Raw genomic sequence first — 19,044 nt, 5'->3', positions numbered from 1 at the left:
TTTTAACAACTGTATTTACTGCGTCTGTAGATATCGCAAAAATGCCTAGTAAAAATCAATATTTGAAGAAGCCAATGAACAAAAAAATATTAATAATTGAAGATGAAGTCCAAATCTGTTCAAATATTCAACAGATTTTAAGTTTTTCTGATTTTAATACTATTACTGCAAATAATGGTTTAGAAGGATTACGACTTGCTAAAACAGAACAACCAGACCTGATATGTTGTGACGTTATGATGCCTGAACTTGACGGTTACGGTGTGCTAACGGCCTTACGCCAAGATCCTGTAACTGAATTTATCCCAGTAATTTTTCTGACTGCAAAAGTAGATCGTGGTGACTTACGCCAAGGTATGGAATTAGGAGCCGATGATTACCTGACGAAACCTTTCTCTATGGACGAACTTTTGAAGGCAATTCAGGTCAGATTAGATCGAGTAGAAAAACCAGCTTTAATCAAACAACAATACGAGCAAGAACATCAAGAAAATACCAAGTTGAAGCAGGAGATAGAGATAAATTCACAAAAACTGCAAGAGAGCCAACACCTAGCAGAAATATGTAACGAGGTTTTACAAAAACTTTTACAAGATTTAGGCAATCCGCTTTCAAATATCAATATGGCAATCTATATGCTGAAAAAAGCTCAATCAGATGTTGAGCGCGATCGCTACTTGAGTATCCTACAACAAGAGTATGCTAGAGAAATGATGTTTTTGAATGAAATGAAGAATTTACAAGCATTATTAACCCCAGAAAATGCCAATATTTTGCAAAATTTTAATTTGCTTAACCATAGCAAATAGTATATCTGCGCAACAAATATATTGAAATAGATCGGCGTTTTTACTTAGATCATTAATATGATTATACGGTATTATTGACAATTAATTTTTCTTGTTTAGCAAGATAAGCTTTGTGTGGATATAGCGTTTCCTAAGCAACTGAAGTATACCAAATCTTGTTAACCAAGGTTAGTAGCTTTGGAAACGTATCTTACTAGGTCGTAAATTGCTATACCAATAATATAAAACTGATACTTTTATTTTTATTAATCATAAATGAACACAATTTTAATTATAGAAGACGAACCCCAAGTCAGGGGAAATATTCAGGAAATTTTACAACTTTCTGATTTTGAAACTTTGATAGCTGCAAACGGTAAGATTGGATTAGAAATTGCTCAAGCAAAATTACCAGATTTAATTATCTGTGACATTATGATGCCTGAACTAGACGGTTATAGCGTACTGTCTGCTTTACGTCAAAATGAAGCAACTATCAATATTCCTTTAATATTTGTTACTGCTAAGGCAGAGCGTTCAGATTTTCGTCAAGGAATGAATTTTGGAGCTGATGATTATTTGACTAAACCATTTACTCCGGAAGAATTACTCAATGCGATCGCTTCTCGTCTTGATAAACACGCTTCGGTTGAGCGCCAAGCTCAAGCCAAACTAGACGAACTGAGAATGAATATTGCTCACTCATTACCTCACGAACTAAATACGCCTTTAAATGGTATTCTCGGTATGTCACAGTTGTTAATACAAAATTGTGAGTTCATGCCTGACTCTGAAGAAGTCGAAATTGCCGAATTAATTTACAAATCCGCCAATCGCTTGAATGTACTAGTTCAAAGATTTTTATTATATAGTAATCTGGAGTTAATAACTAAAAGTCTCGAAAAAACTCGTCAATTCAAAGAAAAAAAAGATAGATGTTTTGCTGAAAAAATTCTTATTGAAATTGCTTTTAAAAAAGCTAAAGAAAACTGTAGACCAAAAGATTTAAAGTTAGATATCGAAGAATCTACAGTACAACTATCAGAAGAAAACTTGAGTATTCTGATTGAAGAATTACTGGATAATTCTTTCAAATTTTCTTTGCCAAGCAGTGAAATTCAAGTTATGAGTAAGATAGAAGGTAGCAAATTTAATTTATATATAATTGACAATGGCAAAGGGATGACAATTGAAGAGATTAACAAAATTGGAGCTTTTGTACAATTTAATCGAAAGTTATGGGAGCAACAAGGCTCTGGCTTAGGACTGGCTATTGTTCAGCATATAGTTAAATTATATGGTGGTGAATTTACAATCGCTAGCATTCCTGAGAAAGGAACTATTGTAAGTGTTAGTTTGCCTTGCTAGGGTGTACTTGCCAATATAACCACAAGAAAATAGCCAAGTTATATTCAGTGGTTTTAAGTGCGCTTTTTAACACCAGGTTTGCACAACATGACCCTTTAACTGTTGTCCTAACCAAGGTGTATTTTGTGAAAGTGTATAAAGACTTTTCCGTTCAACTTTCCAAGTTTGCTGGGGATCAAATAAAGTAAGTTCCGCTGGTTGATGAGGTACGATCGCACTTACTTTTTCTCCCAAACACTCTGCTGGATTGGTACTCAATGCCCGCCATAATTCTAAAGCTGTAAATTCCTCAGTTTCAACCAGATATTGCCATAAAAGAGGTAATGCTAATTCTAAACCAATTGCTCCTGGAGGCGCTTCGGCAAAGGCTTGGACTTTTTCTTCGTAGCTGTAGGGTGTGTGATCGATAGCGATCGCATCGATTACACCCACACGTACCCCTGTACGTAACGCCGCCATATCACTGGGATTACCTAAAGGCGGATCTAAATGCAAGCTGCTGTGATAACTCTTAACTGCTTTAGTATCAAGTAAAAGGTGCATCCAGGTGGTGCTGGCGGTGATGGGTAAACCAGCGGCTTTAGCTGAAGCAATTAATTCCACGCTGCGAGCTGTGGAAACACGCATGATATGAACTGGTGTGCCGATGGTTGCAACCAATTCAAGCATAGCTGCGATCGCAGTTGTTTCAGCGCTGACGGGTATTGGAGGTAAACCAAAACGCAGAGCATTTGTCCCTTCTCTCATGACACCATTGGCTGTTAACTGGCGATCGCTAGGCCAAAATGCTACTGGTTTACCCAATGGCTGGAGATACTCTAACACTCGCCGCACCAGCGCCAAATTTTCTAAAGGTTTACCATCAGTAAAACCAACAACTCCAGCAGACGCTAAATCTGCCAATTCCGTCATCTGTTTCCCAGCAATATCTACAGTGATTGCACCCCAGAGATGAAGCAGGGGAAGAGAAGAAGACAAGGGAGAAAAATCGCCCCCTTGTCCCCCTTGTCCCCCTTGTCCCCCCTCTCCTCTTCTGCAACTGTGCCACAAGCGCAGGGTTATCAATAACTGGGGATGTATCGGGTAAAATGCTAACTCTAGTAAAGCCGCCAGCAGCAGCAGCTTGTAAGAAAGACGAGAGGGTTTCCCGTTCTTCAAAGCCAGGTTCACCAGAGTGGCTGTACAAATCAACTAATCCAGGGCCGAGAACTAATCCCTGACAATCTCTGATTTGAGTATCGGAACTGATGTCAGAAATGTGTGAAGCCACTTCTCGGATATAACCATCAGCAATCAGTACATCAAAGAGTTCATCGATTTCAGAAACAGGGTCAATTACTCGTACTTTTTGCAGCAGTTCAATCATAAAAGTTTTAGTTATGAGTTAGGAGTTAAGTAGGTAGGCATAATTAAACATAAAGTAAAATCCTAGTTCGTAGTGAGTGATTCATCGCTCAAAGAAAGGATTATAGGACTAAAGTCCTTACTACAAACTTTAATTTATTTACGTCTAGCTACTTCTGAGTTATTTGTTTTTCAGTCATTGCTTCTAACTTTATTCCTCACTCCTCACTCCTCACTCCTTCTAACTCCTCACAGGCTAAACGTCCCGCTGACGATAACAGCACTTAGCACTCACAATGCTCCCGCTGCTGTTTTATCTAGTACACCTCCACCAAAGTGATAAGTGATATTCATTGCTTGCAGTACTGGTAAACCATCGATTCCAGCAGGATAGTCAATAACACTGACTGCACCATTACCCTGACGAAAACTCCAGAAGTTTTCCAGCGATAAACCCAGAATGTGACAAAGTAAGGTTTTGTTAGTAGCGTCATGAGCTACTACTAATACAGTTTTGAATTGATTATTTGATGCTGTTTGCAGAATTGATTGCCAAGCTGCAACGCTGCGCTCCCACACCTGTTGTAAATTCTCTCCTTCAGGCATTTGCACTTGCGTTGGTATCAACCGCCATCGCTGCAATTCTCCTGGAAACTCTTGCTCTATCTCTGTTTCTAATTTTCCTTCCCAGAGACCATGACTGATTTCTCTTAAACCATCTTGCAATTCTAATTTTACATTCGGATGTTGTTTTAAGATAATCTCTGCTGTTTCTTTAGGGCGCAGCATTGTGCTACTGCAAGCAAAATCAATTCCTACTTCTTTGAGAAATTCGCTGGCTTTTTGTGACTGTTGTCTACCGTTGTCGTTGAGGGGGACATCAATTTGTCCTTGAAACCTGGTTTGGCGATTCCAGTCGGTTTCACCGTGACGCACTAGTAACAATCGTACTCCTTGATGATCCGGTCGGAATGAAGGTAGAGTTTCTCCGGTGTGTTGCGTCTGATTTAAGGATTCTAGCTGGACTGGTTCGCCTAATCCGCCAGCAAAATTTAATACGGTGATCCCACAGTTAGATTGCTGGATTGAGTGGTAGCGACTAGGAGGGATTCCTAACGCTGTGCTAATCAAAGCGCGATTGATTCCGTTATGTCCCACGATGAGAATGGTTTCGCCTTGATGTTGAGACAAAATTTCTTGCCAAAACTGCCGTGCTTGTTCGTATAAAGCAAGAACGGGAAAATGTTCTCTTGTTCCTTGTGCATCATTAAGCAGCATCCGCAGTTCGTCGGGGTGTTGATGCCAAGTGCGGTAGTCTTCAGCAAATTTTTGCTTGACTTGGGCAGTCAGCAATCCTTCCCATAAAGGTAGGTCGATTTCTAGTAGCAAATCAGAAACTTGAACTACAGCAGATTTTTGAGCATGAGTAGCTAACTCACTATGGATAATATCTGCTGTGTGTTTCGCTCGTTGTAAGGGGCTGCTGTAAATCGTATTAAATAAGATATTGCTGAGGGCTTTGCCTACTAGACTTGCATCCTTACGACCTTTTTCGGTTAATGTTGATGCATCAGTGCGTCCTTGGATGCGCCGCTCGGTGTTATAACCGCTTTGACCGTGGCGCACAATGATGACCTTTAAAGTTTTATTTTTCAAAAGCTTCAGCCTTATTTTTACAAAAAATACTCAATTAATGCTCAAATAATTAATTAAGTGCATAGTTGCACATTAAAAGTATAAATTTATACTCATTTTCAATGCTCAATATATGCTCAGATTTATCTTACTTCCTAATTACTCCAAGTAATACCTGAGTTAAAATGACTCCTTACAGTACAAGCATTCTAGCCGTTTTGACGATCGCGGCATTCATTCTTATCTGTTAATAGTTCCATCCTTTGACTCGAAATGGTAGACTGGAGGCAATTCTAGGCATGAATAGGGATATCGTGAGAGTCATTATCACTCACTATTGATAATAGACTGGGTGCGATCGCCGGAAATACCATCAAAGATGTAATCCATGAGGTCTTGGAACCAGCATTGCCAGTCGAGGGGATGCCGTAACGTCGGCATGAGAAACTGTCAAAATACTTTTGAATATCAATAGCCTGCAAACAGCAGATATCCCTTGTAAATTATGACTAGTATTTCTGCATCACCAATCAAGCTGCATCGTCATCGAGAGCAATTTCCCGCTTTAGGGAATAAGGCTTATTTTAACTATGGAGGACAAGGACCCATGCCCCAAAGGGCAATGGATGCGATCGCCGAAACTCAAGCTTATGTTCAGCAAATAGGCCCCTTTGGCAATGAGGCGTTTAGCTGGATAGCACCTCAAACTCAAGCCGCAAGAGAAGCGATCGCTTTAGAATTAAATGCACCAAGCCAAACAATTACTCTCACTCAAAATGTCACTGTTGGCTGTAATATCGCCATGTGGGGCATTGAATGGCGGGCTGGCGATCATCTACTGCTCTCAGACTGCGAACATCCAGGCGTAATTGCTACAGCAAGAGAAATCTCGCGGAGATTCTCTGTAGAAGTTACCACTTGTCCCCTAAAAGCGACTTTAAATGAGGGCGACCCTGTAACCATCATTGCCCAGCACTTACGCCCCAATACCCGCCTAGTAATATTGAGTCATGTTTTCTGGAATACCGGTCAAGTTTTACCTCTGGACAAAATTGCCGAAGTATGCAGAAATAATCATTCTCCACTATTAATAGATGCTGCCCAGTCTGCTGGTTTATTGCCTTTAAACTTGACTGAATTGGGAGTAGATTTTTATGCTTTCACTGGTCACAAATGGCTATGTGGCCCTGCGGGTGCTGGTGGCTTGTATGTCCGACCAGAAGCACGAGAAAGCCTAAAACCTACGTTTATTGGCTTGAATGGTGTTGTTGTAGATAGTCAATCTCAACCTGTGGATTGGCTTCCCGATGGGCGACGATATGAAGTGTCTACATTAGCTTATCCGTTGTATCTTGGTTTAAAGGAAGCGATCGCAATTCATCAGCAATGGGGAACATCACAGGAACGTTACGAGCAAATTTGTCATAATAGCGAGTACCTCTGGCGACAATTGACGGCGTTACCTGATATTAAATGTTTGCGAACTTCCCCACCTGAAAGCGGTATAGTCTCTTTTCAACTTGCAAATAATCAACCTCAAGCTCATTTGAAGTTGGTGCAATTTTTGGACTCACAAAAAATATTAACTCGGACAATTGCCGATCCTAGCTGTATACGTGCTAGCGTTCATTACTTTACTTTAGAATCGGAAATCGACCAATTGATTGAGGCGATTCAAAATTTTTGCAAAATTAATTAAAAGTTAGGAGTTGTAAGTTAGCGTGTAGAGATTATGATTTTAACTCCTAACTCCTAACTCCTAACTTAAAAATGGAACGCCCAATCTTATACATAACCATAACTAACCACGGCTTTGGTCATGCTACCCGCACGGCTTCTGTAGCTGCAACAATTCAAAAGTTATGTCCAGAAGTTTTACTAATTGTGGTGAGTACTGCCCCACGCTGGTTGCTAGAGTGTTATATAGAAGGCGATTTTATCTATCGTCCTCGTGCATTTGATTTGGGTGTGGTGCAAACAGATAGTTTGACAATGGATAAAGTAGCAACTTTAGAAAAGTTGCTAGATATTAAGAAGCATCAAAATTCGCTGATTGCCTCAGAAGTGAATTTTATCCGCCAAAATCGCGTTAATCTTATCTTGGCAGATATTCCCTTCCTCGCTCCTGGGTTTGCCAAAGCTGCAAATATTCCCTGTTGGATGATGAGTAATTTTGGTTGGGACTTTATCTACCGAGATTGGGGAGGCGAATTTACCGCAGTTGCAGATTGGATTAGTGATTGGTACTCAAAGTGCGATCGCCTGTTTCGTCTTCCTTTCCACGAACCAATGCCAGCTTTTAATAATATCACAGATGTCGGCTTAACAGGCGGTTCTCCCCGTCACTCTGCTGATGATTTACGTTCTCTTTGGGGAATAACTGCACCAGTCGAAAAAACCATTTTGTTGACCTTTGGTGGTTTGGGTTTACAGCAAATCCCTTATGATAACCTAGAGCGATTTCCAGATTGGCAATTTATTGTATTCGATCGCTCTGCCCCTGATTTACCGAATTTAGTGAAAATTAATGACCACAAATACCGCCCTGTAGATTTTATGCCTATTTGTGGGCGAGTCGTTTCTAAACCTGGTTATAGTACTTTTTCGGAAGCCACAATACTAGGAGTACCAATTGTCACCATACCGCGTGAAGACTTTGCCGAAGCAACTTTTATAGTAGAAGGCATAGCTAATTATAATCAGCATCAAATCATCACCCCATCTGAGTTTTTTCAAGGGACTTGGAATTTTCTTTATGAGTTACCCCAACCTCCAAGGCAATCTCAACCAATTGCTAAGGATGGTAATGAAACTATAGCTCAAGCTGTTATCAATTATTACCAAACTAGAGATTGTAGAGCGTATTCCTAATAGTAGATGATATTACGAAATTACTAATATATCTTAATTTTGTAAATGCCGAAATTGCCTTCGCCTCTTGATTGCATACTTAACTGCTAGTTAACTTTGATACGTTATTTTTGCAGAGTGAATGGGGGGCGATCGCTTACTGCCGATCGCTCACAAGGAGAACTACCGTTATGGAAAAATGGAATCCAGAGGATTATTGCAAAAATTCTTCCGACCAACAAAAATGGGCACAAGAGGCAATAGTGAAACTTAACTTAAAAGGAAATGAAAGTATTTTGGACATTGGTTGTGGAGATGGAAAAGTCACTGCTGATATTGCCAGTTATATACCTAATGGTTCAGTTATAGGTATTGACAATTCTTCAGAAATGATTGATTTTGCTCAAAAAACCTTTTCTCCAAGTGATTTTCCTAACCTTAGTTTCCAACTTGCAGATGCAAAAAACTTGAACTTTAACAAAAAATTTGATTTGATTGTTTCGTTTTTTTGTCTTCATTGGATTATCGACCACATTCCGGTTCTTACAGGTATTGAAAGGAGTCTCAAACCAAATGGTAGAGTATTACTGCAATTTACGGGAAAAACAAATAATTCTCATATAGATACTGTTATGAGTAAAGTTATGTCGAGCGCAAGCTGGAGTAAGTATTTTGCTCAATTTACTTGGCCTTGGGGTTTTTATGAACCAAATGAATATAAGAATTGGTTAGAAAGTGTTGGTTTAAAAATCAATCATGTTAAATTACTTTCAACAACAAAAGGAATTTTTGAAGGAAAGGAAAGATTGAATGGATTTATCCGAACAATATTGTTTCCCTTTACCGCCAGAATACCAGAAGCTTTACAGCAAAATTTTGTTGAAGAGATAAGCAAAACATACTTGGAAACTTATCCTTCAGATCGCATGGGTTTTATATATGTTCCACCAGTAGTGAGATTAGAAGTAGACGCGACTAAAATTGCCAATTAACAGATTATTTGTTGTTAGTAAACATTCTTAATTGGCAGGATATTTTGATTAGATGTCAATTTTAATAATAGTTGAGTCGTGTGGCGATCGCCAGAACAAGTTGTTTAATATGCTTATAATACCTTAATTTCAGTATTCCACATGACTCACTATCAAAAGTTACTCAGAATTTCTACTACTGGCAAATCTTTTCAAAACATCACCGCAAAAATTGCAGCTATAGTTGCAGAATCGGGAGTAGAAACTGGCCTTTGTACTTTATTTTTGCGCCACACTTCAGCTAGTTTAGTAATCCAAGAAAATGCCGATCCTGATGTACTTGTAGATTTAGCTAACTTTATGGCAAAACTTGTGCCAGAATCAGGCAAATACATTCATGATGCCGAAGGTTCCGATGATATGCCGGCACACATTCGTACTGCACTTACCCATACTTCTGAACATATACCTATTAATCGCGGTCATTTAGCATTAGGAACTTGGCAGGGAATTTATATTTGGGAACATCGTCAACGCAGTCATTCTAGAGAACTAGTTGTGCACATTTCTGCATAGCAAATTTCTTAAATTTAGAAATCGTAGTTAAATTTTATTAGGACTTACGCAAGTGTCCTATTTTTTTTGTGCAGCTTGTCCAAAGTCAATAATCAATAATCCCAAAACCTTGACTTTAGCCAGATTATGCTAAGTATTTTTACACTCTGGGGATGAGAAAATTCCTTTATTGATAATTAACTAGATATACACTGAGTATTTCATGTCAGTTTGTAAACTTAAAAGTTAAGTTTATTTATATAAGTTTAATAACTTATTTGTTTTAATATAAAATAACACTTAATGTAACCTGCTTGGGCTATTACTATTACTATGAATCAAAAACTAATACCAACTAATACTTTTCAGTTTATTGATGAAATCTTTACCCAGCAGTCTGTTAAATTATTATCACTGAGTCCCAAAAAAACATTAATTACCAGCTTTGCAGAGTTAGGAAATTTGATTGCGGAACAAAATACCGACATTCAAATTATCACAACTATTCAAGAAATTCTCGAAAGCATAGTCCGCACTCAATTGCAAAACTTTCCAGAAAACATCTTTTGGGATTTCGATTTTCTGGTAAGCAGTATGCTTAGGCAGGCTTTAAATGCAGAGGAGGGCGCTATTACATTCTTAAAAGTTTTTGGTGAAAAGATGGTTTGTCTAACAAAGATGTTCGGCAATAAAACAGAAATCCGCTTTCGTTATGTTCATGATTTTATGTATGGGTTTGAGTGGGCTAGATGGGTACAAAAAGAGCCAGAAAAACGCGCACATATAGAGCCTTTTAGTCTGTTATTTTTAGATTATTTACTCATCAAAGGTAAGGAACTTTTACAACGTATTAATCATGGTCAGGTTGTATCTTATAAACTGTGTGAAACGGGCTACCGCAACCCCTTCACTTTTTCTCGCGAACCAGAAGATGAATACCGTCTATTAACTTATCTTGCTGAAGAACAACTTATTCCAGTAACAGTATGGAACTGGAATGCTAGCCCTGTATGGAACAAACCTTTCCAAGAAATGCGCCAGCAATTAGCATTAAAATTAAATATTCAACCACAGAAACGCTGATTAGTAATTAAAAATTACTGAAGAAGATAATTATGAAAATTGCTGATTTAATTACTTGGTTTGAAGCATGGGCGAATCCTGCTTGGTGTGAAAGTTGGGATAATTGTGGCTGGCAAATTGAACCAGGAGTTTTGCAGGAAAAAGCACGGGTTTTGGTCTGTTTGACACCGACTTTGGCGGTAATGCAGGAAGCGATCGCAAAAAATGCTAATCTGATATTTGCCCATCACCCTTTGATTTTTAATCCTCTCAAATCTTTACGTACTGGTGAAGCGATCGCTGAAATGGTACGGTTAGCCTTTACCCATAATATTGGTATTTACACTGCCCACACGAATTTTGACCAAGTGCAAGATGGGACTGCTGACGTGTTAGCTCAGATTTTAGAACTCAAAGAAGTTACCCCCATCGAAGTTACACAACCAGGATTAGGATATGGTCGTGTTGGTTTGCTAGAACCATTTCTGACCTTACAGGAATTACTCACCACCATTCAAACCCGACTTTCTCCCCCTAATTTGATTTTTTCCCCAACTGCTGATTTACAGCAAACAATTTCACGAGTTGCTGTTTTGGGTGGTTCGGGGGCTAGTTACATTTCAGCCGTCGCCAAAACAGGTGCCCAAGCTTATCTAACTTCTGACTGTAAATTCCATCAGTTTCAAGAAAGCCGCGATTGCAATCTTATTTTAATCGATGCTGGACATTACGCTACCGAACGTCCGGCTTGCGATCGCTTAATGCAAAAATTCCAGTCTTTAAACTTAGACTGGGTACAATTAAGTCAAAAAGATGAAGATTTCCGCCAGTTTTTTGCTTGATTGCTGATGTTTAATTGGATTTTGTAGATGCTTCTCGAAAAAATTGTTGTATTTTAATTTTGTTAAGTATCAGCTTTTCAACATTGATGCTGAAAATTTTTTTGCCCTTTTATCTGTGTAATATTAAAGTATCAAAAACTCATATTGTGATGTAAATCACTGGTTGACGTAATACTAATCACACAGTATTAATGTTTCATATCAATTAGCAAGAAAGGAAAATGTTCCACACTAGACCTAATAATTTGCTCACTCTGCCCTAATCAAGATGATTCGCACAATTATTGCATCTGCTTTCCAAACTGGATATCTTAGTGTTGAATCTGAGGGTTTACTCCAGCAGGTGCTAGCCACTAAATGCTATCAGTCAGAGGATTTGCCAGAGCTTGCAGCCCTATACGATGCAGTTCGCGCCGGAAAAATTAAACGAGAAGCATCCTCGTCGAACGTGCTTATAGAATTTCCTTTACCACATAAATCCTCCTAAGACTTCTGGAGTAGAATTTTCTCATGGTGTTTTCCTCTACTCTTCCCTGACGCTGTTGCCTTTTTTCAGGTTTTTGACTGAAAAACTCAAAACTATTTGGGTGTTGTTGTTGAAAAGTATCAAGGTCAGCAAGAGAATGAGTTAAGATCAGATACAAGTGGGTAAAAGTAAAGCCAAGTCCCCGGACTTCCCAGTAATGCCAATGATTAAAAGTAGGCAAATTAAACAACCGCAATCAACGATTGTTTTCGAGTATTCTTTATTACATAATGGTAAGAATGACTCAGCAGCAAATATGAACCTGGTTAGGACAGGTACCGAACTGTTTGACTTCTATAGAAGCAGACATTCCCTAAAATAAGCTGGAGGGAGATTGAGTTCATTGTTAGAGCAACCATTGATTTATGACCCAACATTATCCTGATATTTTGATAAATAGAAGCAAATCTTGGGATTGGGTTATGAAGCGCACTTGTTCTAAACAGTGAAATTAACCTCTTAAAGGTGTAATGTAATGGGGTAGAACCCAGATTTTGACAGGTTTAACTACGTTGTTTAAAAAGGCAGAAACAGTACATGCTACACCGCAAGATTTATCAACTGTGTTGCGATGGGCGCGAGGTATGTGTTTTCTTGCGGGACCAGCAACGCTGGATTGAACGCGCCCGCATCATAGACATAGAGGGAGATTTAGTGACCCTACGCTATGAAACAGAAGAAGAAGACGAAGTTTGTTCTTGGGAAGAAATGGTTCGTCTCGAGAGCATTGGTGCTGTAACGCAAAAATTGGCTTCAGTACCGCGCGGTAATGTAGAACCTCTGATGACTGAAGATTGTCCCGAAGCAGAGCGCATTCACAACCGTTACACTGACTCGAATCCAGAATAATTAGTCATTAGTCATTAGTGATTGGTCATTGGTCATCGGTCATTAGTTATTGGTCAAAAATGACAAAGGACAAAGGACAAAGGCCAAAGGACAAAATAGCTAATGACTATTGGCTATCATTCAAGCCTTCAAAAGCAGGACAGTAACCTTCGAGAGTTACTTTAAAGTTATACAACGGGGAAGCTGGATTCCAACACCGCTGCCCCCTTTGATGTCGGCAAGTACCACAACAGTCTACATCTGTCCAGGTATAGCGATCGCTGTTTTGGTTAAGCAGTTCTCGTTGAGACAATCCCCTTAATACTAATTCTTCCCCTTGCCAACGAGCTTCGATTAAACCAGTATCGGCAAATTGCCGCCAACGCTGATCGGCAGTAATCACATTCGGTAAGGTGATTGTGATTACTGTTCCTAACTCTGTGAGTTCGCCTTCATAGTTAGTCTCTGGTGCTGCCGGTTGTAAAAATGTGTCGCCGATGGGTAGTTCTACTAAAGTATCAGCCGCCGGAGAATGTACGTGGTAGCGGTTTTGCAACTCCTCTAAGCTAGTCAGGTCTGCCAAATAGCCAGGGGAACCATGAACAAAAACCACGTGCTGGGGTCGCAAATTATGAATTAGCTGCGTAGTACCAGGGCCATCGCTATGTTGAGCTAAGAGATAAGTTTCAACAGTGGTGGGTGCTAAATATTCTTTGTTAACTTTTATATCAATTTTTTCCGGTAGGAGAATCAGCCAAGGCCCGGTGTCTAATTGGCAGTGTTCGCCTAAATCAGATGTCGAGTCGGTGAGGACAATACAAGGTGACTTACCGACATTGGGGCGATGTTCTGGTTGGAGACGACGCACGCGGGGACGTACCCGTTCATCCCAAAATAAGGGTTGATGGCGGGCGAAGTTCTGCACCGATGGAGGGAGATGGGGTAGCAGTTCCAGATATGCATCGCATCCAGTGGCGACAGCACCATCTACCCAAATATCTAAATCTCGTCCGGTGAAGTGGTGATGCGATCGCAAGAGCATTAATAATTCTTGACCTAATCCTAAAGCCGGGGTGGGAAGGATTACAGAACAATGGTCGGCGATCGCTCGATTAATTCGCTCGGCTAGTTGATTTTCTTGGTTGCGGCGGTGAGGATGACGGGATGTGCCATAACTACCTTCAATAATTAGCACATCCAAATCTAAACCCCGCAGTTCCTCTAAACGCAAACCTTCTACTAGTCGGGAGTTTGATAAGAAAAAGTCCCCTGTATACAGTAGCTTGTAAGTACGCTGCTGGGTGGTATAGGTAAGGAGAATTGCCACTGCTCCTGGTAAATGCCCTGCGGGAAATAATTCTGCCACCAAACCATCTTGAAATTCCACAGGCGATCGCAATGGCAAGGCATGACAAAATTGGGAAATTTTCTCAGGGTCTTCATCTACCCAATTCAGCGGTAGTAACTTGCTAGTTACCTCACTACCATAAATCGGTAACTTGGGAAAAGCTGTATGCAGCGCCAGTAAGCCTTTAGCATGATCTGGGTGGGCATGACTAATCAAAACTAAATCTGCTGGTAGGGGCGAACTAGTTCCACGTCCCGATTTAGTCAGCCCCTTAGCCAGCGATGAAATATCCTCAAAACCACAGTCCAATAGGATGCGGTGTGGGCCCATTTTCACCAACAAACACACGCCCTCATTGTCATGCTGGACACTATAGGGGAAACATTCTAATTCACTACCTAGTTCCGCAGCATCTACGCGAGAGGATGCCGATAGATTATCCCTCATGCTCTCCTCCCCTCAAACCTCATCATCATGGACATATCCCAAAAGCCAAAAGTTACACAAATTTTGGTTTTGTGACTTAGGGGTAAGTTTTATCGTGCGCCCCTACACCCTGAGAATACAGATTTTTGATTGGGGAGGACGCCTGCACCGAACCCGGACTGATTCGGAAAGGTGGGCTAACCAGAAGCCATCAAACTAGTAGCTCAAGGAGTTTGCCTCTTGTTTGTTTTCCCTTTACAAGTTTTGAGCGCTCTTAGCCAACTCACCCTCCGGGAAGTCGATCGAGCGTCTACAGATTTATCTTAATGTGCGGAGCCATTGCCATGATAATTATCTGAATCATAGAATCCATTCTTCGTGCCAAAAAATAAGCACGAAAGTGTAAATATAACTGTTAATCCAGCTAGAATCAGCTTTACATCCATTTGTCTGCTGCCCTTTACTCAAAGACTTTCCTATATTAATTTAGTGCTTCTGCAATCAAACGGAATCACTAGAAAATCTTTACTATGCTTATATGGATTGGGCAATAGGTAAATTTACCACAATCAGTCAGATTGTAGAACCTTTCGGTCAAGCTGTCTATCTAGATGTAAAGCAATATGACAACGAGCAATCGTTTACAGCCCGTAAAAATCTTCGTTTGAAAATAGCATCTCGCAAACCGTACTGCTTGGTGATTAAAGAGTGCTAAGGGATTTCCAAAAAATAAATTATCCCAATAAACGTAGACGCATACCCCTACGGGGATCTTGCTACGCAAAGCGTCTGTCTGCGACACACTGTTCGCGTTCGTAGGCCACAGGCTACCTATTCCAGGCGCAGAGAACACAGAGAGAATCTTTGCATCAGTTTTGGGATATTTTTTATTTAGAAGTCTCTAATTTCGATTAAACAACCACAAAATTGTTTTCGCTGACTGACAATCCAGTAGATAGTTGTGCAAATTTTACCTGAGTAAACCCAGACGCACTGCCATCAAGGTCAAAGAACAGTCCACCTGTAGCACTGTTATAGATAAATCGTTGATTGCTTGTCGTCACAGATGTTCCGAGGGTAAACTGACTTGTCTTAAGCGAACCTGGTGATAACCCACCGCCAAAGCCAGCAGCCGATACCTGAATCAGTTCATTAGTCGCGTTGAAGTCGTTAATACTGTCAACACCTTTACTGTAACTATTGAAAACAAAGGTATCAGTACCAGTTCCTCCATAAAGGATGTCATTACCAAAACCACCTATAAGGATATCATTCCCACTGCCACCATAGATTGTGTTCTTACCAAAGGCGCTAGAAGCGGAGATATAATCATTGCCAGCGCCACCATCGAGTAAGTTATCACCTTTTGAATTACTAGCATCCAAGTTATCGTCCCCAGTGCCACCGTTAAGAGTGTTTTTTCCAGACGAGCGAGAGTCGTATGTAATGGAGACATCGCGGGGTGAATACGGGTCGCTAGGAGTGTATTTGAAGTAGCCAGAGATGGAGAGATAATCATTGCCATCACCCCCAGAGAGCAAATTATCACCTGTTGAACCGCCAGCACTCAAGGTATCCTTACCTGCACCACCGTTGAGGGTGTTCTTACCAGACGAGCGAGAGTCATAGTCTTGGTAGTTACCTCCTTCGTAGTAGCCAGAGATGGAGAGATTATCATTGCCATCGTCCCCAGAGAGCAAATTATTGCCTGTTGAACCGCTAGCATTCAAGTTATCGTCACCTACGCCACCGTTGAGAGTGTTCTTACCAGACGAGCGAGAGTTGTATTCGTAGTCTGGGTAGCTAAAGCTCTCATAGCCCGAGATCGAGAGATAATCATTGCCATAGCCCCCAGAAAGCAGATTATTGCCAACAAGGGAGTCATTCCCCGTACCACCGATGAGGGTATCATTTCCCGCACCACCAATGAGGGTATCATCACCCGCCCCACCTCTGAGCAAATCGTTTCCACTCAAGCCATCGATGTTGTCATTACCGCCTTGACCATTAACTACATCATTGGAATCCTCTAACCCCGTAATGTTATTGTTGAGGTCATTGAGGAAAGTTACTGTGTTCTTGATGCCCAGGCTAGTATCAGTAGAGTTGGAATCGAGGACATTAAAGCTGTCGGTGATGCTATTTTGCCCGTCAAACAGGATATTACCAATTGCTGGTTTGCCTCCAGAAGCTTTCAGATTCTCTAAATTTTCTAGTTTGAAATTTTGTAGAATAACTACGGTATCAGTATTCCCCTCAAAGGTGATTTCTAGATCGTTGCCATTCTGAATCAGCAGTAAATTTTGAGCAGTTAATCCTGCACCTTGAAATTTGATGGTGTCCACTTCAGCAATAACTGCTGCTGTCGGGTTAGTTCCTTTACCTATGCCACCAAAATCAGTAATTGTATCAGTGCCGTCGCCCAAGTCGTAAACAAATTTATCCTTGCCACCGCCACCAGTTAAAAAATCATTCCCAGTACCACCAATGAGAGTATCATTCCCAGTACCACCCTGTAGTAAGTCGTAGCCGCTGGTTCCAATGATGTTTGCCATAACTTTTGCCTACCTGATTCTATTTTTTCAGTAATTTCAGTTCTCAACTTTGAATTTAATGCTGTTTTCGGGCACAAAATACTCACCGAAGTTGACGTATAACTTAAGAATTAGGAACAGTAATATTCATCAAAGATTCACTCTATGAAAAAGCTTTTCAGTAGCACTGATTTATTCTCAAACTATCTAAGTCAAATGGCACTGTACACACTAATCAGGGTGTAAATTCAAGTCAATAGTTAACTACTGACAAAAAAGGAGATTTTTATACCCTCGTTCCGGTAAATTCTGCGTGCATATCTACTTTGAAATATAGAACATCTAAATAACCCAACACTAACCATATACTACCGCATTTACTTAGATGTTACACACTTTAAATTTAGTTCAAAAATTTAGTTCAAGGTAAGGAGAGATTTGTTGTACTCAGGTTAATTAAAATATTCTCGACTAGCTTTGAGGGTGTTTAAAAAGTATGCCAAGCCTAAATTAACTTTGAGAGCGTGTGTAAGTCTGCGCTCTATCTAGTTCGTTAGGTGTTTTAGCTTACAAGCGATCGCAATTTTTTCGAGAATTTCTAAGCAAAACTTGCGAGTCTCGTCTTGCTTGAGTTAGTAAAAATGGACTTCTTAGGATTGTGGGTAAAAGTTTCTTCTTTAATATTTCCCTTTTCCATTTCTCAGTAATTACCCTGACTTGAATTTACCCAATTAATTACTAAAATCTAATACTAGATTCAATTTAATATTTGTTCGGATATGAGTATGATTTCATTTAAACCTTTGATTTTGATTATAGGCACTAGTATTGTTTTACTGCCTCTGCTGTCCAACTGGTGCGTCCAAGCACAAAATCAATCACAAAATATTGAGCTAAAAGTTTATAGTGAAAACGAGCAAAAACAAAGCTGTCCAGACAAGGTGATTGTCACTGAAAAACCCCATCCTTATCAAGAAGGCAGTTTTGCAACAGATGGCTCTATTAACCTGAGTGCCTATGCCAGTAACATCTCTGTTCAAGCCAGTAATAGCTTTAGTGTTACATGGGTTGGGACACTCAAGCCAAAATATGCTAAATGCTTTGCTTCTGCTGGAATGACTAAGGTTGACGGGCAAGACTACTCTGGAAAAATTAATTATTTACGAATGCACTTTGTTAAAGGTAAAGTTTACTTTATCTTAGATTTGGCTGGTGGCTCTGATGCTAATGATTATCCCCTAGTAGTGCTAAAAAATCGTTTAAAGAATGGCAATCCTACCTGGACTTGGGGTGGAACTGACTAGAGATAATATTGGAGTTCGGCGATTATTGTTGAGCAAAAGCCAAGTCACTTTCAATTAACTTGGCATTTGTTAGGTTGGCCCCACTCAAATTGCACAAGTGAAAATTTGCTCCTCTTAGGGTCTGCTAATGACAGATTAGCTCCTGTTAAATCTGCACCAGTGAGGTTGACTTCACTTAAGTTAGCACTACTGAGGTTAGCCCCTTGAAGTGAAGCTTGTTGCAGGTTTGCCTCACTTAGGTTTGCCCTCATCAAGTATGCTTTACTCAAGTAAGCTCCACTTAAATTAGCTTGACTGAGGTCTGCTGCTGTTAAATCAGCTTTACTTAGATTGGCTTGACTTAAGTCCGCCCAACTCAACGAGGCATAACTTAGGTTAATTTCACTCAGCTTCACTGATGCAAGTACTGCACACCTCAAATTAGCATTAACAAAATTTCTTTCTCCGATTGCATAACGGCGTAAAATTTCATTCGTTGTTACTCTGTCTAAAACAGCTTTTGATGCGCCTTGATAACACCAAGTGGCTTTTAATAGTTTGGCAGCAGTGTTAACAGCTACCTCATCACTAGAAGCTACAATTACACCATTGCAGCCATCCCATTGACCGTTAAGCATCAAGGCAATCTCATTAGCAGCAGCAATTGAGTCAAATAGTAAAACA

15 protein-coding genes and 3 pseudogenes are annotated in these 19,044 nt (G+C 40.1%); 12 read left to right on the top strand and 6 right to left on the bottom strand.

Annotated features, from left to right (window positions below; all coding sequences use genetic code 11):
• Positions 1-74 precede the first annotated feature (74 nt).
• The gene (locus NSTCB13_RS18320; protein ID WP_445631358.1) at positions 75-809 is read left to right on the top strand and encodes a response regulator transcription factor; all 735 of its coding nucleotides are present in this window, start codon (positions 75-77) and stop codon (positions 807-809) included.
• Between the two features lie 255 nt (positions 810-1,064).
• Complete coding sequence (locus tag NSTCB13_RS18315; protein WP_445631359.1) at positions 1,065-2,156, top strand: hybrid sensor histidine kinase/response regulator; 1,092 nt, start codon at positions 1,065-1,067, stop codon at positions 2,154-2,156.
• A 66-nt stretch (positions 2,157-2,222) separates the two neighbouring features.
• Here the strand turns inward: NSTCB13_RS18315 and NSTCB13_RS18310 are convergent.
• Positions 2,223-3,522: pseudogene (locus NSTCB13_RS18310) on the bottom strand (dihydroorotase).
• Positions 3,523-3,791: 269 nt separating this feature from the next.
• On the bottom strand, positions 3,792-5,156 hold the full coding sequence (locus NSTCB13_RS18305) for a histidine phosphatase family protein (RefSeq protein WP_448273393.1): 1,365 nt from the start codon (positions 5,154-5,156) through the stop codon (positions 3,792-3,794).
• A gap of 484 nt (positions 5,157-5,640) precedes the next feature.
• Between NSTCB13_RS18305 and NSTCB13_RS18300 the strand changes: the two genes are divergently transcribed.
• The 8 genes from NSTCB13_RS18300 (at position 5,641) to NSTCB13_RS18265 (ending at position 12,790) form a co-directional block, all read left to right on the top strand.
• Positions 5,641-6,834 (top strand): aminotransferase class V-fold PLP-dependent enzyme, encoded by a 1,194-nt coding sequence (locus NSTCB13_RS18300; protein WP_448273392.1) that lies wholly within the window; start codon positions 5,641-5,643, stop codon positions 6,832-6,834.
• Positions 6,835-6,905: 71 nt separating this feature from the next.
• Positions 6,906-8,006 (top strand): glycosyl transferase, encoded by a 1,101-nt coding sequence (locus NSTCB13_RS18295; protein WP_448273390.1) that lies wholly within the window; start codon positions 6,906-6,908, stop codon positions 8,004-8,006.
• Positions 8,007-8,176: 170 nt separating this feature from the next.
• Positions 8,177-8,977 (top strand): class I SAM-dependent methyltransferase, encoded by an 801-nt coding sequence (locus NSTCB13_RS18290; RefSeq protein WP_445631365.1) that lies wholly within the window; start codon positions 8,177-8,179, stop codon positions 8,975-8,977.
• 141 nt (positions 8,978-9,118) lie between these two features.
• Positions 9,119-9,532 carry a secondary thiamine-phosphate synthase enzyme YjbQ gene (locus NSTCB13_RS18285; RefSeq protein ID WP_445631366.1) on the top strand — a complete coding sequence of 138 codons (414 nt, stop codon included), beginning with the start codon at positions 9,119-9,121 and terminating at the stop codon, positions 9,530-9,532.
• 312 nt (positions 9,533-9,844) lie between these two features.
• Positions 9,845-10,594 carry a hypothetical protein gene (locus tag NSTCB13_RS18280; RefSeq protein WP_445631367.1) on the top strand — a complete coding sequence of 250 codons (750 nt, stop codon included), beginning with the start codon at positions 9,845-9,847 and terminating at the stop codon, positions 10,592-10,594.
• Positions 10,595-10,626: 32 nt separating this feature from the next.
• Positions 10,627-11,415, top strand: coding sequence for a Nif3-like dinuclear metal center hexameric protein (locus tag NSTCB13_RS18275; RefSeq protein ID WP_445631368.1), 789 nt, complete (start codon positions 10,627-10,629; stop codon positions 11,413-11,415).
• 268 nt (positions 11,416-11,683) lie between these two features.
• Positions 11,684-11,902 (top strand): hypothetical protein, encoded by a 219-nt coding sequence (locus tag NSTCB13_RS18270; protein ID WP_194042969.1) that lies wholly within the window; start codon positions 11,684-11,686, stop codon positions 11,900-11,902.
• A gap of 576 nt (positions 11,903-12,478) precedes the next feature.
• Positions 12,479-12,790 (top strand): DUF6679 family protein, encoded by a 312-nt coding sequence (locus NSTCB13_RS18265; protein WP_012408115.1) that lies wholly within the window; start codon positions 12,479-12,481, stop codon positions 12,788-12,790.
• A 106-nt stretch (positions 12,791-12,896) separates the two neighbouring features.
• Here NSTCB13_RS18265 and NSTCB13_RS18260 read toward each other — a convergent pair whose 3' ends face one another.
• Positions 12,897-14,564, bottom strand: a complete 1,668-nt coding sequence (locus NSTCB13_RS18260) for an MBL fold metallo-hydrolase (protein WP_448273389.1) — start codon at positions 14,562-14,564, stop codon at positions 12,897-12,899.
• A gap of 517 nt (positions 14,565-15,081) precedes the next feature.
• Here NSTCB13_RS18260 and NSTCB13_RS18255 point away from each other — a divergent pair.
• The gene (locus NSTCB13_RS18255; RefSeq protein WP_445631370.1) at positions 15,082-15,258 is read left to right on the top strand and encodes a hypothetical protein; all 177 of its coding nucleotides are present in this window, start codon (positions 15,082-15,084) and stop codon (positions 15,256-15,258) included.
• Between the two features lie 196 nt (positions 15,259-15,454).
• Here NSTCB13_RS18255 and NSTCB13_RS18250 read toward each other — a convergent pair.
• A pseudogene (locus NSTCB13_RS18250) lies at positions 15,455-17,098 on the bottom strand (calcium-binding protein); the annotation flags it as partial.
• Positions 17,099-17,862: 764 nt separating this feature from the next.
• Between NSTCB13_RS18250 and NSTCB13_RS18245 the strand changes: the two are divergent.
• A complete protein-coding gene (locus NSTCB13_RS18245) occupies positions 17,863-18,381 on the top strand; it encodes a hypothetical protein (protein ID WP_448273387.1) in 519 nt (172 codons plus the stop codon).
• 22 nt (positions 18,382-18,403) lie between these two features.
• Here NSTCB13_RS18245 and NSTCB13_RS18240 read toward each other — a convergent pair whose 3' ends face one another.
• Positions 18,404-18,469, bottom strand: a complete 66-nt coding sequence (locus NSTCB13_RS18240; RefSeq protein WP_448274180.1) for a pentapeptide repeat-containing protein — start codon at positions 18,467-18,469, stop codon at positions 18,404-18,406.
• A 94-nt stretch (positions 18,470-18,563) separates the two neighbouring features.
• Positions 18,564-18,998, bottom strand: a pseudogene (locus NSTCB13_RS18235) (pentapeptide repeat-containing protein); the annotation flags it as partial.
• Positions 18,999-19,044 lie beyond the last annotated feature (46 nt).

This window comes from Nostoc sp. DSM 114160, from assembly GCF_053470305.1.
The sequence above is the reverse complement of the archived record's forward strand: the minus strand, read 5'-3'. Positions and strand labels throughout refer to the sequence as shown.

Coding starts and splice junctions, on each gene's coding strand:
- NSTCB13_RS18320 (WP_445631358.1), top strand. CDS start 75: ATGAACAAAAAAATATTAATAATTGAAGATGAAGTCCAAATCTGTTCA.
- NSTCB13_RS18315 (WP_445631359.1), top strand. CDS start 1,065: ATGAACACAATTTTAATTATAGAAGACGAACCCCAAGTCAGGGGAAAT.
- NSTCB13_RS18300 (WP_448273392.1), top strand. CDS start 5,641: ATGACTAGTATTTCTGCATCACCAATCAAGCTGCATCGTCATCGAGAG.
- NSTCB13_RS18295 (WP_448273390.1), top strand. CDS start 6,906: ATGGAACGCCCAATCTTATACATAACCATAACTAACCACGGCTTTGGT.
- NSTCB13_RS18290 (WP_445631365.1), top strand. CDS start 8,177: ATGGAAAAATGGAATCCAGAGGATTATTGCAAAAATTCTTCCGACCAA.
- NSTCB13_RS18285 (WP_445631366.1), top strand. CDS start 9,119: ATGACTCACTATCAAAAGTTACTCAGAATTTCTACTACTGGCAAATCT.
- NSTCB13_RS18280 (WP_445631367.1), top strand. CDS start 9,845: ATGAATCAAAAACTAATACCAACTAATACTTTTCAGTTTATTGATGAA.
- NSTCB13_RS18275 (WP_445631368.1), top strand. CDS start 10,627: ATGAAAATTGCTGATTTAATTACTTGGTTTGAAGCATGGGCGAATCCT.
- NSTCB13_RS18270 (WP_194042969.1), top strand. CDS start 11,684: ATGATTCGCACAATTATTGCATCTGCTTTCCAAACTGGATATCTTAGT.
- NSTCB13_RS18265 (WP_012408115.1), top strand. CDS start 12,479: ATGCTACACCGCAAGATTTATCAACTGTGTTGCGATGGGCGCGAGGTA.
- NSTCB13_RS18260 (WP_448273389.1), bottom strand. CDS start 14,564: ATGAGGGATAATCTATCGGCATCCTCTCGCGTAGATGCTGCGGAACTA.
- NSTCB13_RS18255 (WP_445631370.1), top strand. CDS start 15,082: ATGGATTGGGCAATAGGTAAATTTACCACAATCAGTCAGATTGTAGAA.
- NSTCB13_RS18245 (WP_448273387.1), top strand. CDS start 17,863: ATGATTTCATTTAAACCTTTGATTTTGATTATAGGCACTAGTATTGTT.